This is a genomic window from Haematobacter genomosp. 1 (assembly GCF_002196855.1).
Taxonomy (GTDB): domain Bacteria; phylum Pseudomonadota; class Alphaproteobacteria; order Rhodobacterales; family Rhodobacteraceae; genus Haematobacter.
Map to the genome: position 1 here is coordinate 219,946 of NZ_NIPW01000005.1, position 13,737 is coordinate 233,682.

Annotated in this window: 13 protein-coding genes; 4 read left to right on the forward strand and 9 right to left on the reverse strand. The window is 65.8% G+C overall.

Going from position 1 to position 13,737, the window contains the following annotated elements; genetic code table 11:
- The first annotated feature begins 91 nt into the window (after positions 1 to 91).
- Positions 92 to 1,540, forward strand: a complete 1,449-nt coding sequence (xylB, locus tag CDV49_RS03175) for a xylulokinase (protein ID WP_088214122.1) — start codon at positions 92 to 94, stop codon at positions 1,538 to 1,540.
- Positions 1,541 to 1,553: 13 nt separating this feature from the next.
- A complete protein-coding gene (locus CDV49_RS03180; protein WP_088214194.1) occupies positions 1,554 to 2,255 on the forward strand; it encodes a glutathione S-transferase N-terminal domain-containing protein in 702 nt (233 codons plus the stop codon).
- 55 nt (positions 2,256 to 2,310) lie between these two features.
- On the opposite strand, the gene aliA is transcribed toward CDV49_RS03180, so the two are convergent.
- The 4 genes from aliA to CDV49_RS03200 are packed head-to-tail and all read right to left on the reverse strand — an operon-like array spanning position 2,311 to position 6,800.
- Positions 2,311 to 3,975 carry a cyclohexanecarboxylate-CoA ligase gene (gene aliA, locus CDV49_RS03185; protein ID WP_088214123.1) on the reverse strand — a complete coding sequence of 555 codons (1,665 nt, stop codon included), beginning with the start codon at positions 3,973 to 3,975 and terminating at the stop codon, positions 2,311 to 2,313.
- 28 nt (positions 3,976 to 4,003) lie between these two features.
- Positions 4,004 to 5,164, reverse strand: a complete 1,161-nt coding sequence (gene aliB, locus CDV49_RS03190; protein WP_088214124.1) for a cyclohexanecarboxyl-CoA dehydrogenase — start codon at positions 5,162 to 5,164, stop codon at positions 4,004 to 4,006.
- A gap of 52 nt (positions 5,165 to 5,216) precedes the next feature.
- A complete protein-coding gene (gene badI / locus CDV49_RS03195) occupies positions 5,217 to 5,999 on the reverse strand; it encodes a 2-ketocyclohexanecarboxyl-CoA hydrolase (protein WP_088214195.1) in 783 nt (260 codons plus the stop codon).
- A gap of 30 nt (positions 6,000 to 6,029) precedes the next feature.
- Positions 6,030 to 6,800 (reverse strand): SDR family NAD(P)-dependent oxidoreductase, encoded by a 771-nt coding sequence (locus CDV49_RS03200; protein WP_179209105.1) that lies wholly within the window; start codon positions 6,798 to 6,800, stop codon positions 6,030 to 6,032.
- A gap of 272 nt (positions 6,801 to 7,072) precedes the next feature.
- On the opposite strand from CDV49_RS03200, the gene CDV49_RS03205 reads away from it, so the two are divergent.
- Both CDV49_RS03205 and CDV49_RS03210 read left to right on the forward strand, forming a co-directional pair.
- Positions 7,073 to 7,498: a MarR family winged helix-turn-helix transcriptional regulator gene (locus CDV49_RS03205; protein ID WP_256947214.1), complete on the forward strand. Its 426-nt coding sequence runs from the start codon at positions 7,073 to 7,075 to the stop codon at positions 7,496 to 7,498.
- 122 nt (positions 7,499 to 7,620) lie between these two features.
- Complete coding sequence (locus tag CDV49_RS03210; protein WP_179209106.1) at positions 7,621 to 8,772, forward strand: autotransporter outer membrane beta-barrel domain-containing protein; 1,152 nt, start codon at positions 7,621 to 7,623, stop codon at positions 8,770 to 8,772.
- Positions 8,773 to 8,929: 157 nt separating this feature from the next.
- Here CDV49_RS03210 and modC read toward each other — a convergent pair whose 3' ends face one another.
- From modC to CDV49_RS03235, 5 genes are all read right to left on the reverse strand, one after another.
- On the reverse strand, positions 8,930 to 10,009 hold the full coding sequence (gene modC / locus CDV49_RS03215; RefSeq protein WP_088214127.1) for a molybdenum ABC transporter ATP-binding protein: 1,080 nt from the start codon (positions 10,007 to 10,009) through the stop codon (positions 8,930 to 8,932).
- Positions 10,006 to 10,683: a molybdate ABC transporter permease subunit gene (gene modB / locus CDV49_RS03220; RefSeq protein ID WP_088214128.1), complete on the reverse strand. Its 678-nt coding sequence runs from the start codon at positions 10,681 to 10,683 to the stop codon at positions 10,006 to 10,008. The genes modC and modB overlap by 4 nt, the downstream gene beginning before the upstream one ends.
- Positions 10,683 to 11,441: a molybdate ABC transporter substrate-binding protein gene (gene modA, locus CDV49_RS03225; RefSeq protein ID WP_088214129.1), complete on the reverse strand. Its 759-nt coding sequence runs from the start codon at positions 11,439 to 11,441 to the stop codon at positions 10,683 to 10,685. The genes modB and modA overlap by 1 nt, the downstream gene beginning before the upstream one ends.
- A gap of 7 nt (positions 11,442 to 11,448) precedes the next feature.
- On the reverse strand, positions 11,449 to 12,261 hold the full coding sequence (locus CDV49_RS03230; protein WP_088214130.1) for a TOBE domain-containing protein: 813 nt from the start codon (positions 12,259 to 12,261) through the stop codon (positions 11,449 to 11,451).
- An 88-nt stretch (positions 12,262 to 12,349) separates the two neighbouring features.
- The gene (locus tag CDV49_RS03235) at positions 12,350 to 13,684 is read right to left on the reverse strand and encodes an MFS transporter (protein WP_088214131.1); all 1,335 of its coding nucleotides are present in this window, start codon (positions 13,682 to 13,684) and stop codon (positions 12,350 to 12,352) included.
- Positions 13,685 to 13,737: the final 53 nt, after the last annotated feature.

Here is a 13,737-nt window from a genome sequence, read left to right on the forward strand (position 1 = left end):
CCGGGGGAGAGGGGCGCGGATCCCGTGGGGGGCTGGACGCTGCGAGGCACGCCTGCCAAAACGGGGCGGCACTTGCGACTGGGAGAGAAGCATGTTCCTCGGCCTCGATCTGGGCACTTCGGGTATCAGGGCGCTCCTGATGGACGAAAGCCAGCATATCCTCGGCTCCGCGACAGCGGATCTCCACGTGTCGCGCCCGCACCCCGGCTGGTCGGAGCAGGCCCCCGAGGACTGGATCGCCGCCGCCGAAACCGCCATCGCAAGCGTCCGGGAAGCGCATCCTGCCGAATTCTCCGCGCTGAAAGGGATCGGCCTGTCCGGCCAGATGCATGGCGCGACGCTCTACGACGCCGCAGACAGGCCGATCCGTCCGTCGATCCTGTGGAATGATACGCGCGCGGCGGAAGAAGCGGCAGAGATGGACGCGACACCCGCCTTTCGCCGCATCACCGGCAACATCGTCTTTCCGGGGTTCACCGCGCCGAAACTGCGCTGGATCGCCCGGCATGAGCCGGAGGCCTTCGCCCGCCTGGCCAAGGTGCTGCTGCCCAAGGATGCTCTCCGGCTCTGGCTTACGGGGGACCACGTCTCGGAAATGTCCGATGCTTCCGGCACGAGCTGGCTCGATATCGGGGCGCGTGACTGGTCAGACGAGCTGCTGGCCGCAACCGGCCTCACCCGCGCCCACATGCCCCGGCTGGTGGAAGGAACCGAACCGGGCGGGATGCTTCGCGACCGGCTCCAGCGCGCATGGGGCATCGACGGTGCGGTGACGGTGGCGGGAGGGGCCGGAGACAATGCCGCCTCCGCCGTCGGCATGGGTATGGTGTCCGAGGGGCAGGCGTTTGTCTCGCTCGGGACATCCGGCGTGCTCTTCGCCGCGAACGACGTGTGGCGCCCGCAGCCGGAAAGCGCCGTGCATGCCTTCTGCCACGCATTGCCGAACCGCTGGCACCAGATGGGCGTGATCCTGTCTGCAGCAGATGCCCTGAACTGGCACGCGCGCACTTCCGGCGCGACCGCCGGGGATCTGTCGGCCGAACTGGGGGAGGTGCTGCGTGCACCGGGGCCGGTCACTTTCCTGCCCTATCTCTCGGGGGAACGGACGCCGCATAACGACGCCCGCATCCGCGGTGCGTTTACGGGGCTCGGCCATGAGACGGGCCGGGCGGAGATGACGCAGGCGGTCATGGAGGGTGTGGCCTTCGCACTGGCCGACAACCTCGCCGCGCTGCGATCCGCAGGGGCAGAGGTGTCGCGGGTGACGGCGATCGGCGGCGGCTCCCGCTCCGTCTATTGGTTGCAGGCCATCGCGACGGCGCTGGACATCCCCGTGGAGCTTCCCGCACGCGGCGACTTCGGCGCGGCCTTTGGCGCCGCGCGGCTCGGGCTGATTGCCGCGACCGGGGCCGATCCGCTTGGCATCTGCACCGCGCCGCCCGTGGATCATGTCATTTTCCCCGATGCAGCACTCCGCCCGGCATTCGACACGGCCCGCCAACGCTACCGCAGCCTGTATCCGCTGCTCGCAACCCTTTGATATGGAGACGGACATGTCGGACCTTTCCCGCTTTCCCATCACCCACCGGTGGCCCGCGAAGCATCCCGAGCGGTTGCAGCTCTATTCGACACCCACCCCGAACGGCGTGAAAGTGTCGATCATGCTGGAGGAGACGGGCCTGCCCTACGAGCCGCATTTCATCGATATCGGCAAGGACGAGACGTGGACCGAGGCTTTTCTGTCGCTGAACCCCAACGGCAAGATACCCGCGATCCTCGACCCGTCCGGTCCCGGCGGACAGCCGCTCGGCCTGTTCGAATCCGGGGCGATTCTTGTCTATCTGGCCGAAAAGACCGGGATGTTCCTGCCTGAAGGCCCCGAGCGCTACGAGGTGCTGCAATGGGTGTTCTTCCAGATGGGCGGCATCGGACCGATGTTCGGCCAGCTCGGCTTCTTTCACCGTTTCGCGGGGCGGGAGTACGAAGACAAGCACCCCCGTGACCGCTACGCCACGGAGTCCGCGCGCCTGCTCCGGGTACTAGAAGGACAGCTTCGGAAGACGGCCTTCCTCGCCGGGCCGGATTACACCATTGCAGATATCGCGACGCGGGGCTGGGTGCGGAACCTCATCGGGTTTTACGATGCAGGCGAGCTGGTGAACTACGCCGAGCTGGAAGCGGTGCCCCGCTGGCTCGAAACCTGCCTCGCGCGGCCCGCGGTGGAGCGGGGACTGAGCATCCCCGCCCGTTCCTGATTACGGAAACCAAATCACTCGCTACGCACACGGATCATCGTGATCGGCGCCGTTGTCAGGCCGTCGCCGATCGCCTCTGCTCGTATTCCACCTTGAGCTCGTTCCTCAGGGCGAATTTCTGGATCTTGCCGGAGGCGGTGGCGGGCAGCCGCTCGCGGATCTCCAGTCGCTCCGGCACATACTGCCGGGCGAGCTGTTCACTTGCAAGGAACGCGCTCATCTCGGCAAAGTCGATGCCCTTCCCTTCCTTAGGCACGATGAAGGCGCAGGCCCGCTCCCCCAACCGGTCGTCGGGATAGGCGACGATTGCCACCTGCAACACGGAGGGATGTTTGTAGAGAAGCGCCTCGACCTCCACCACGGGGATGTTCTCTGCGCCCCGGATGATGACATCCTTGGACCGGCCGACGATGCGGATATGGCCGTCCGCCTCCAGCCGCGCGATATCGCCCGTCTCGAACCAGCCCTCCGCATCGGTGGCGTTCAGATCGGGCCGCCTGAGATAGCCCGCGAAGTTGGAGCAGCCGCGCACGAACAATTCGCCCTCCTGCCCCGGCTGGACAGGCTTGCCTTCGGCCCCCCGCACCTGCACCTCCATGCCCCGGAGCGGCGCGCCGTCCGACCGGGCGGAGCGGTCCGGCGCGTCGTCGAGGGGCACCACCGTCACCGCCCCGTTCTCCGTCATGCCCCAGGCAGAAACGATCCGCGCGCCCAGCACCCGACCGGCGCGCTCCACCAGCGGGCCGGGTATCGCGGTTCCCGCACAAAGGAAGATCCGAAGGCTCCGGCTGTCGCTCGCCCCCTCTTCCACCGCATTGGTCAGGTCCATCAGGAAGGGGGTGGAGGCCATGGTGAAGGTCACACCCTCGCTCGCGATCAGGCCAGCCGCCAGCGTCCTGTCCCAGCTGTCCATCAGCACCATCCGCGCCTTCAGCATCACGGGCAGCAGGAAGCCATACATGAACCCGGTCTGATGCGCCATCGGAGAGGCCATCAGGATCACGTCCGATCCGTCCAGCCGCAGCCGCTCCGCATAGGCGACGAGGTTGGAATACATGGTATTGGCCGTGTGCATCACGCCCTTCGGCTCGCCGGTCGTGCCGGAGGTGTAGATGAGCTGGCAGACGGCATTCGCATCGCCCCTGTCCCGCAGGCTCACCTCTCGCAGATCCGGCGCATCGTCGAGCATAGGGTCCAGCAGCAGCGCCTCGAAACTGCCCTCCCCCTCGCGTCCCGCGACGACGACATGCGAGAGGTCCGGCAGATCGGGGCGCAACGCGTCCGCCATCCTCTCATGGTCGAAGCCGCGGAAGGTCTTGGGCACAACCAGCACCTTGGCCTCGCCATGGCGGAGCATGAAGCGGAGCTCCCGCTCCCGGAAGATGGGCATCACGGGATTGAACACGATGCCAAGCCGCCGACAGGCGATGTAGAGCACCACGAACTCCCACGAATTGGGCAGCTGGCAGGCCAGAACATCATCCCGCCGGAGGCCGAGCCGCCGAAGCCCCTCGGCCGCGCGCCAGGACAGGTGCTCGATCTCCGCCCATGTCACATGTCGCGTCTCCCCCGTGCCCACGGTGACGCTGGTCAGCGCCCGCGCCTGCGGTGCTTCCGCCAGCGCCTCCTCGAAATAGTCGAGCAGCGTCTTGCCCGGCCAGAGGCCTTCCGCCTCCATCCGGGCGCGGCGCGGCTCTATCAGAACGGCATCGAAGTGCATGGTCTCCTCCCCCCTGCTTTCGGTCCGGTCAGGCGCCGACGGCGGCGCGTCCCGCCCGCTCCCGGGCGATGATATTCTTCATGATATGCGCGGTGCCGTCCCCGATCTGGAGGCCGAGCACATCGCGGAGCCGCTGCTCGAACGGCAATTCGTTCGAATAGGCGGCATGGCCGTGGATCAGCAGGCAGGCATGGATCGCCTCATAGGCCAGAAGCGGCGGCCACCACTTCGCCATCGCCGCCTCCGCCACATGGGGACGGCCCGTGTCCTTCAGCCACAGCGCGTTCAGGCAGAGAAGCCGCGCCGCCTCCACCTTTGTGTCGAAATCGGCAAGCTGATGGGTCACGCCCTGAAACGCCGCAAGCGGTTTGCCGAACGCCTTCCGCTCCCCGATATAGGCCCATGCCTCGTCGAGCGATTGCCGCGCGGTGCCAAGACATTGCAGCCCGATCAGCGAACGGGAGAAGTCGAAGCCCTGCATGACCTGCACGAATCCCTGCCCCTCATCGCCGAGAAGATGATCCGCCGGCACCCTCACGTTGTCGAAGAAAATGGACCCCCGCCCGATTGCGTGCTGGCCGACATCGGTGAACCGTGTGGTGGAAATACCGGGCGTGTCCATCGGCACGAAGACCGCGGAAACCCCCCGCGCCCTGTCCTCCGGCCTGCCCGTCCGCGCGAATACGACCGTTCCCGCCGCCTGATCGGCCGCGGAGATGGAGGTCTTCTCGCCATTCAGAACATAGTGGTTGCCCGACCGCTCCATCTTCAGGCCGAGGTTCGCCGCGTCCGATCCGCCCCGCGGCTCGGTCAGGGCGATGGCCAGCATGATCTCCCCCGCCGTCAGCCGGGGAAGCCAGTCGCGCCGGATCTCCGGGTTCGCAAAGTTCGCGAGGATCTGGCCGTTCAGGGAAGCGAGGACGTTGATGTAGCCGAAGTTGAAATCGGCGCGCGCGATCTCCTCGATGATGACGCCGGAATAGATGCTGCCCGCTCCCAGGCCGCCCACCTCCTCCGGCAGTTCGGGCGCGATGAGGCCAAGGCTTCCCATCTCCCGCACCAGATCGGGGCCGAAGCTGCCCGATTTCTCCCGCGCACGGTAGCCGGGGGCGAGCTTCTCGCCCGCGAACCTGCGCGCGAGATCGCGGAGCGCGCTGAGGTCATCTGTGTCGAAAATCGTCGGTTGCACCCTGTCCTCCCAAACCGGTGCGGGTGGCGCTCCGGCCACCCGGCCTCCCTGCCTATTTCGCGTGCTTGCGGAAATCGGGCTTGCGCTTTTCGCGGAACGCGACGCCGCCTTCCCTGCTTTCGTCGGTGTCGTAGTAGAGCGACAGCGCCCGCATCCCGAGCGCCGAGATACCCCGGATATTCTCGCTGTCGGCGTTGAACGACACCTTTGCCAGCGCCAGAGCCGTCGGGGAGCGCTCCATCAGTTCGGCCACCCAGCGGTCCACTTCCGCATCCAGCTCCTCATGCGGGACAACCGCATTCGCCAGCCCCATGGCGAGCGCCTCCTGGGCGGTGTAGCGTTTGTTGAGATACCAGATCTCGCGCGCCTTTTTCTCCCCCACCACGCGGGCCAGATAGGCGGTGCCGAACCCCGGATCGACCGAGCCGACCTTCGGGCCGACCTGCCCGAACTGCGCCTTCTCCGAGGCGATGGTCAGATCGCAGATCGTGGCCAGCACGTTGCCGCCGCCGATCGCAAATCCGTTCACCCGCGCAATCACCGGCTTCGGCACGTCGCGGATCAGCGACTGCAGCTCGTCGATCGGCAGGCCAATCACGCCGCGCCCGTCGTATTGCCCGTCATGGGCCGACTGATCCCCGCCGGTGCAGAACGCCTTGTCGCCTGCGCCGGTCAAGACGATCACCCCGACGGAGCGGTCCCAGCCTGCTGTCTGGAAGGCATGGATCAGCTCGTCCACCGTCTGTCCACGGAAGGCGTTGTACTTGTCGGGCCGGTTGATCGTGATCCAGGCAGCACCGCCGCGAATGTCGTAAAGGATGTCTTCGTAGGTCATCGTCTCCCCCTCATACGCCATGATTTCCCCTCACCCGTGCATCGTCAGACCGCCGGAGACCGAAATCACCTGACCGGTGATGAAGGCCGCGTCGTCGCTCGCGAAGAACAGGATCGCGCCCGGAAGATCGTCGGGCTGCCCAAGGCGCCCCATCGGCACCGCTTTTGCGAATGCGCCGCGCAGCTTCTCCTTGTCGCCGGCCGCCTCCATGAACTGCTCCAGCATCGCCGTTTCGGTCACGCCCGGACAGACGGTGTTGAAGGTGATCCCGTGCCGCGCATGTTCCCGTGCCAGCGTTTTCGACAGCGCGATCACCCCGGCCTTGCAGGCGGAATAGACAGACTCGCCCGAAGACCCGCCCCGGCCGGCATCGGAGCCGATGGACACGACCCGTCCCGCCACGCCGCGCGCGACCATGGAGGCGAGTACCGGTTTGGTGATGTTCAGCACCGCCCGAAGGTTGATGTCGATGATCTTGCTCCAGAAATCCGGTTCCTGCTTCAGGAACGGCACGAACAGATCCCAGCCCGCGTTGTTCACGAGGATGTCGATGGGGCCGAACTCCGCCTCCACCCGCGACACGGCGGCGCCCGTGGCCTGATAGTCGGTCAGATCGACGATCATCGCCGTGGCCTCACCACCCTCCGCGCGGATTTCCTCCACCACGCGGTTCGCGGCGGCTTCTCCGATATCCGCCACGACCACACGCGCGCCCTCTCCGGCAAAGCGCCTGCAGGTCGCGGAACCGATACCTCCGCCCCCACCCGTTATGACAACTACTTTACCTTTCAGGCCGCGCATTCTCGCCTCCTCGATTTCTCTCCGGCAGCAGGTTTTCCATAACGAAAGCGGTTTTAAGCGCCTTTTCTTTCGAATCCCGTGCTGCCTCCCTGAAGACAGGAAACACGTCTCCATAATATATGTCAACATATTTACGTTCATGCTTCATCACAGCTTGACGGAAGCCTCGCCAACGAACATGTTGCCTCATGGCAAAAGACAGTGATCAGTTCAGGGATATGTCGCTCGGTTTGAGCAACCGGCTGTTCTTCCGGCTGTATCAATGCGCCAACATGTTGCACAAAACGGGCACGCGGGCGCTGGAAGATCACGGCATTACCACCCAGCAATGGGCTGTGCTCGGTGCCCTGACACGGACAGGGTTCTCAGAGGGTGTGGCGGTGGGCGATCTTGCCGCTTTCCTGATGGTCAGCAGGCAGAATCTGGCAGGCGTTCTCTCCCGGCTGGAAGCGCTGGATTACGTGGAACGGGCGATCCACGCCCGTGATAACCGCTCACGGCTGATTCGCCTTACGGCCAAGGGGCGGAGCCTCTGGGACGAGAACATGCGCCCCGTGATCGCCGATTACTATGAGCAGGCTCTTGCCGACTTCTCCACTTCCGACAAGATCCACATGATCCATTATCTGGACAAGATGCTCGGCAATTTCAGTGCGATAGACCCTGATACAGGGCCGCGGGACGCAAAAGACAGGTGATGCAAACGCGTCGCAATATGCGACGCAGGCCATACCTCGTTAACTTTGCCCTCCCCCTCGCCGGATTTCACCCCAGACTGCCTGCAAGAGTGCTGAACCACCTTCAGAAGCCGGGGGTCGCAATGATCCGTTCCGTATTTACAACCGCCCTGCCGTTCGCCGGCCTGCTTCTTGCAGGCGGCACCGTTGTTGCCGAGCCCCTGGGTCAGGATGCGACCGGCGCACTGCGCCCGAACCAGGCAGCGGTGGCGCGGGCGATCGCCGGGATGGAGCCGGAGGGCGCGCTCCCTGCCGCATTGGCGGAGCTGACCTCCTCCGGCACGCGTCTCGCCTATTCCCTGCTGTCGGGGGAGGGTATCGCGAGCGCGCGGACAATGCTGCTCGATGACAGTGCTTTTCTCTCGCGCGGCATACTTCGGCGTGGTTCGGGGGCGGTGGAGACTTCGACCTTCGGTGACAGCGGGCTTTTCTGGCTGGACGGGGAATCGCGCAAGCTGCACGCTTCGGGAGACGGCAATTTCGCCACGTCGGGCTTCCGTTCCAGCGGCATCCGGCTCGGCGCGGACAGTGATTGGGAGGGTCTTCGGGCGGGGGTCGCGATCGGCTATAATGACGGGAGCTTCGACAGCCGCGACCGCCATACTTCTGCCACCGCCGACGGGCTGCACGCCGGGGTCTATGCGCTGGGAGAGCGCGGTGGGTGGAACCTGACCGGCGGCTGGACCTATGCGCGCTACGATCTTGACGAAGACCGCACCGTGCTGCTGGAAGAAACGATGCGAGTTCGCGGCAGTTCCTCCGCCAGCGCCCATCGCCTCTTTGCCGAAGCGACCCGCCCCGTTCAGCTCGAAGCGGTGGAAGTGGAGCCGGTGCTGGGCATTACGCAGACATTTTTCCACGCGGACCGCTTTCGCGAGCGGGGCGCCGTCGCTGCCCTGAGCGTGGACGATCAGGATGCGTCGCTGACCACGCTGCGGCTGGGCGCGCGTGGCATATGGAATGTCGATATCGGCCCCTATCCGATGACCGCCCGGCTCGGGGCCGGCTGGGAGGGCAACATGGGCGACCGGTCTACGCCCCTCACCGCTGCTTTCTCCGGTAGCCCCGCCTTCCGCGCGCGGGGCGTCGAACTGCCGGAGAACCTTCTGGATGTCGAAGCTTCGGTCAGCATCGCCGCGCTCAGGAACGGCACTGTCCAGATGGGATACGGCGGCCGCTTCGGAGATGATTTCGAGGACCACCGTGGCCGTGTCACCGTCGAGATTCGCTTCTAGCAGGCTGCTGAAAAAGGCTTTTTGGCCTGTGTTGAGGCGGAAATCGTTCGCCATCTGACGGAATCCAACCCGAAATCTAGACTTCCGGGCATTTCCGGGCAGATTTTCCGATTTCCGGCGCATACGCACGACACTTCAGGGCTTTTTCAGCAGCCTGCTAGCGGGGTGCGAAAGCCAGCCCCTTGACCTGCGCGAAGACCGCCGCGCCCGGCGACAAGGCCAGATCATCCCATGATCTCCTTGTGACCCGTGACAGAAGTCGCGCGCCCTCTCCCCCCGGCCCCAGCCCCAGCACCACGATCATCGCGGCGCCTTCCGCTTCCGCCGCGACAATACGCGCGGGCAGGATGTTGAGAATGGAACTCCCCTCCGGCTGCCGCGTGGAAAGGCTGACATCCGCCGCGGAGATACGCAGGCGGACCGTGCCCATGCCCTCCCCGGGCGCGACCAGTTCCCCGCCATCAACGGCGATACGGATCAGCCCATAGGCCGCATCCTGGCCGATCACCCGCCCGGCAAGCGTGACTCCCGCCTCCGGCATCCGCAGCAGAGGCAATGAGGGATCGGATTCCAACTCCACAAGCGGGCCGGAAGCGCGCACCTTGCCCCGTTCCAGCAGCACCATGTGGGAGGCGAGACGCTCCACCTCCGCGATATCGTGGCTGACATAGAGGATCGGAACGGCCAGCCGGTCGCGCAGGCTTTCCAGATAGGGCAGGATCTCCGCCTTGGCCGCCCGGTCCAACGCAGCAAGCGGTTCGTCCATCAGCAGCAGTCGCGGCTGAGACAGAAGGGCGCGTCCGATGGCCACCCGCTGCCGCTCTCCCCCCGACAGGGCAGAGGGCCCACGGTTGAGCAGAGGCGCGAGACCGAGCAGAGAGACGGCTTCGTCAAGGCGTATCTCCTCCCGCGCGCCGCCTGCCAGCGCCCGCCGGCGCCCGTAATCCAGGTTGGACCGCACATCGATATGTGGAAAAAGGCTCGCCTCCTGAAAGACATAACCGATGGGTCTGCGATGCACGGGCAGGAACGTCCTGCCGTCCTGCCAGATGTCATCCCCCAAGGCGAAGCGCCCATCCAGCCGGTTCAACCCTGCGATCGCGCGCAATACGGAGGTCTTGCCTGAGCCGGACGGGCCAAAAAGCGCGGTGATGCCGGTGAGAGGCGCCGCGAACGCGGCATCCAGCGCGAAGGCGCCCAAGTGCCCCTTGAACACGGCCTGCATCCTGTCGCTCATCGCCCGGCCCGCGCCATCCGCCGCTCCAACAGAAACATGGCGAGAATGACGACGAAGGAGAACGCCAGCATGCCGCCCGCCAGCAGATGCGCCTCCCGCCAGCGCAGCGTTTCCACAAAATCGTAGATCGCGACGGAGAGCACTTTGGTCGTGCCCGGAATATTGCCGCCGATCATCAGCACCACGCCGAATTCTCCTATCGTATGCGCAAAACCCAGCACCGCACCGGTCATGAGACCCGGTCGCGCCAGAGGCAGCGCAACACTCAGAAAGGCGGCGAGCGGTGAGGCGCGGAGCGTCGCCGCCACTTCCATGGGCCGCTCGCCCATCGCCTCGAAGGCGTTGCGGATCGGCTGGACGACAAAGGGCATCGAATAGAGCACCGAACCGATCACCAGCCCCGGAAAGGTGAAGGCCAGCGTCCGCCCGCCCCACAGGCTCGCAATCCACCCGCCCGGACCGGAAGGTCCGAGCGCGATCAGCAGGTAGAACCCCAGCACCGTCGGCGGCAGCACGAGCGGCAGCGCCACCACGGTGGCGACCGCTTCCTTCCACCGCGCGCGCGACCGCGCCAGCCACCAGGCGAGCGGCGTGCCGATGAACAGAAGGATGACCGTGGTGATCGTCGCCAGTTCAAGCGTCAGCCGGATCGGCTGCCAGAGTTCGGGCGACATCAGTTGGCCGGTACGCCGTCCCTGGCCAGGGCATAGCCGAACCGCTCGATCACCGCCGTCGCCTCCGGCCCCTTCAGGAAGTCGAGAAAGGCGCGGGCGGCCTCGTTGGACTCGCCGGTCTTCAGCAGCACCGCGTCCTGAAGGATCGGCTCATGATCCCCCGCCGGCACGATCCAGCGCGATCCCTCCTCCTTCGCGATCACCTGCGAAAGCGCCACAAAGCCCAGTTCCGCATTACCGGTCTCCACGAATTGCAGCGTCTGCCCGATGCTCGTCCCCTGAACGATCTTCGGGCGGAGCGTCTCCTCCACACCAAGCGCGGTCATCGTCTGAACGGCGGCGAGACCATAGGGCGCCGTGGCGGGATCGGCGATGGCGATCTTGTGGAACGCATCCGATTTCAGAACCTCCGGCCCGGTGACGAGGGCCGGATCCTTGCTCCACAGCACGAGTTGCCCGATGGCATAGGTGAACACCGTCCCGGGCACTCCGTATCCATCCTGCACCGCTTTCTCCGGCCGGATGTTGTCAGCGGCGAGGAAGACCTCAAAGGGCGCGCCCTGCGTGATCTGGGTGTAGAACTGCCCGGTCGCGCCGAAGCTCAGCACCGCCTTGTGGCCGGTCTGCTGCTCGAACAGCTTGGCGATCTCCGTCGCGGGTTCGGTGAAGTTGGCGGCGACCGCGACATTGGTTTGCCCGGCGAAGGCGGGAAGCGCCGGGAGCACGGCGACAACTGCAGCAAAGATCGTGTGTTTCATATCGATTTCAATCTGTTGCGAGGATGATCTGTGACGGCTCGAAACGCGCCATGGCAGCGGTTCCGGGCGCAAGGCCAAGTGTGAGGAGCCGGGAGACAGGCGCCACGGCAACCAGTCGCGCGCCGATGTCAGGCCCGTCGGGAGGGCCGATATCCAGCGTGACCTCCCCCCTGGCATCGGCGCCGCGACCCTCCTCCATCTCTATGCTGACAACCCGGCCCAGCAAGCGGTTGCTACCGCTTTCCCCCGGCGGAAGCAGATGGACGAAAGGCGCTTTGATGAGGGCGAGGGCGTGGCGACCCGGAAACAACCCAAGCTCAAGAAGACTCGCGCGTGTGATCGCCGCCTCCACCAGTTGCCCTCCGGCGATGCGAAGGCGGACAAGCGCATTGAGAGGCCCGTCCTCCACGTCGATCACCACACCCGGCAGGGCGTTGCGGGCGCTGGTGCGGAAGAACCCGCCGCGCACGTGCCCCTTCTCCAGAACCGGACCTGCGGGATCGCTGAACAAGCGCCGGACTGCATCGGCGGTTTCCGCTTCCAGCCGGCGGAACGCTTCCACGAACCCGATCCCTTCGGGGGTGAGAGCGGCACCACCCCCCTCCGCGCCCCCTCGCTGCGACGCGACCAATGGCCGTCCCGCCAGCGTGTTGAGAGCGGAAACCCTGCTCCATGCGGCCTTGTAGCTCAGCCCGATGGCGCGGGCGGCGGCGGAGATGCTGCCCTCCCGCCCGATCGCCTCCAGCAACCGCACATGCTCGATCCCGGCGGGAGCGAGATCCGGTATGGCAAGCGAGACGGAGGAGGTGATGGCGGTCAAGGACAGGCTCCACAGGCGATATGTCGTCAGCTTACATATTGCCTGCGGCGCCGGTCAACAGCCCATTTCACATCGTCATGACAGCGGGTTAGCCTTCTGGCTGATCCTTCGGGGATGGTTCCGGCTCCCGCGCGGCCTCCTCCGCATCCGCCTCCGCCTCCGCCTGAACCGCCTCTGCGGCAACGCCATCCGGCAGCGCGTCGCTGTCCGGCGCATGGGCGAATTGCTGGCCCACCCGCTCGGTCAGGATGACGAAAGGCCGCTCCCGCCGCTCAGCAGGTGCAACATTGCGCACGCGCCAGAGGGTGAAGGCAATGAACAGCACCGCCGCCGTCGCCATGTAGGCAAAGACGAACGTGATCCCGCCGATCCCCCGCAGCCATGCGCCCAGCAGCGGCCCGAAGAAGGATGCAGTTCCGTTGATGAGGATGAGCTGCCCGCTCACCGACACGACCTTGTCGGGATCGACACGGTCATTCGCGTGAGAGACGGAAACCGGGTAGATCGTCGCCATGAAGCCGCCGAACAGGAAGGTCAGCCCCAGCCGCATCCACCCCCCCGGCGGGATCAGGATCATGCCCAGGCACAGGATCGCCAGCACCCCCGCCAGCACCGCAGCCACGATCCTCCGGTCGAAGCGGTCGGATACGGCGCCAACCGGGATCTGAAAAGCCAGGCCCCCGAAGATCGCCGTCGCCATCAGCCGCGACACCTGTTCCGTCGTCGCCCCGGTGGCCTGGGCTTCGGCAGGCATCAGGCTGAAGAACGACGCGCTGATGAGGCCGGATACCGCGCAGCCCGCAAAAGCCACGGGGGCCACGTGCTGCAACTCTCGCAGGCTCAGCCGCGGGCCGGGCGTCAGCGTGGGCGGAATGCGGCGCGTCAGGCTCACCGGAAGCAGAGCGATGCAGAACAGGGCGGCGGCCAGCGAGAACAGCTCGAACCCGCCCGGCGCGGGCAAGGTGAGAACGAACTGTCCCAGCCCAAAGGTTGCATAGGTCGCCACCATGTAGATGGCAAAGATCGTCCCGCGGTTCTGTTGCGTCGTGGAGGCGTTGAGCCAGCTTTCCGCCGTCACGAACAACCCCGCACAGCCGATGCCGGTAAAGAGCCGGATGGCGATCCACGCCTCCGGCGAGGTGAATACCGGCTGGAGCGAGACCGAAGCCGCGACCATCCCCGCCAATGCGGCGAACATGCGGATATGGCCCACGCGCTGCAACACGCCGCTGACGGTGGCCGCGCCGATGGTATAGCCGCCGTAATAGGCCGCCAGCACCAGACCAGCCATCAGCGGGGCAAACCCCTCGCTCGCCGTTCGCATGGAAACAAGCGTGCCGAGATAACCGTTGGCGAGCTGGACGATGCTGATGCCGATGATCGTCGCGCCGACCGTCACAAGGATACGGTTGAAGGATCCCAAGGGCGATCTCCGTCTGATGGTCCGACTGACAGTAGGAAGCGGAAGCGGTCAGC

Excerpts from the sequence above, each read along its gene's own strand:
- xylB (WP_088214122.1), top strand. The coding sequence starts at position 92 with ATGTTCCTCGGCCTCGATCTGGGCACTTCGGGTATCAGGGCGCTCCTG.
- CDV49_RS03180 (WP_088214194.1), top strand. The coding sequence starts at position 1,554 with ATGTCGGACCTTTCCCGCTTTCCCATCACCCACCGGTGGCCCGCGAAG.
- aliA (WP_088214123.1), bottom strand. The coding sequence starts at position 3,975 with ATGCACTTCGATGCCGTTCTGATAGAGCCGCGCCGCGCCCGGATGGAG.
- badI (WP_088214195.1), bottom strand. The coding sequence starts at position 5,999 with ATGACCTACGAAGACATCCTTTACGACATTCGCGGCGGTGCTGCCTGG.
- CDV49_RS03200 (WP_179209105.1), bottom strand. The coding sequence starts at position 6,800 with ATGCGCGGCCTGAAAGGTAAAGTAGTTGTCATAACGGGTGGGGGCGGA.
- CDV49_RS03205 (WP_256947214.1), top strand. The coding sequence starts at position 7,073 with ATGTTGCACAAAACGGGCACGCGGGCGCTGGAAGATCACGGCATTACC.
- CDV49_RS03210 (WP_179209106.1), top strand. The coding sequence starts at position 7,621 with ATGATCCGTTCCGTATTTACAACCGCCCTGCCGTTCGCCGGCCTGCTT.
- modC (WP_088214127.1), bottom strand. The coding sequence starts at position 10,009 with ATGAGCGACAGGATGCAGGCCGTGTTCAAGGGGCACTTGGGCGCCTTC.
- modB (WP_088214128.1), bottom strand. The coding sequence starts at position 10,683 with ATGTCGCCCGAACTCTGGCAGCCGATCCGGCTGACGCTTGAACTGGCG.
- modA (WP_088214129.1), bottom strand. The coding sequence starts at position 11,441 with ATGAAACACACGATCTTTGCTGCAGTTGTCGCCGTGCTCCCGGCGCTT.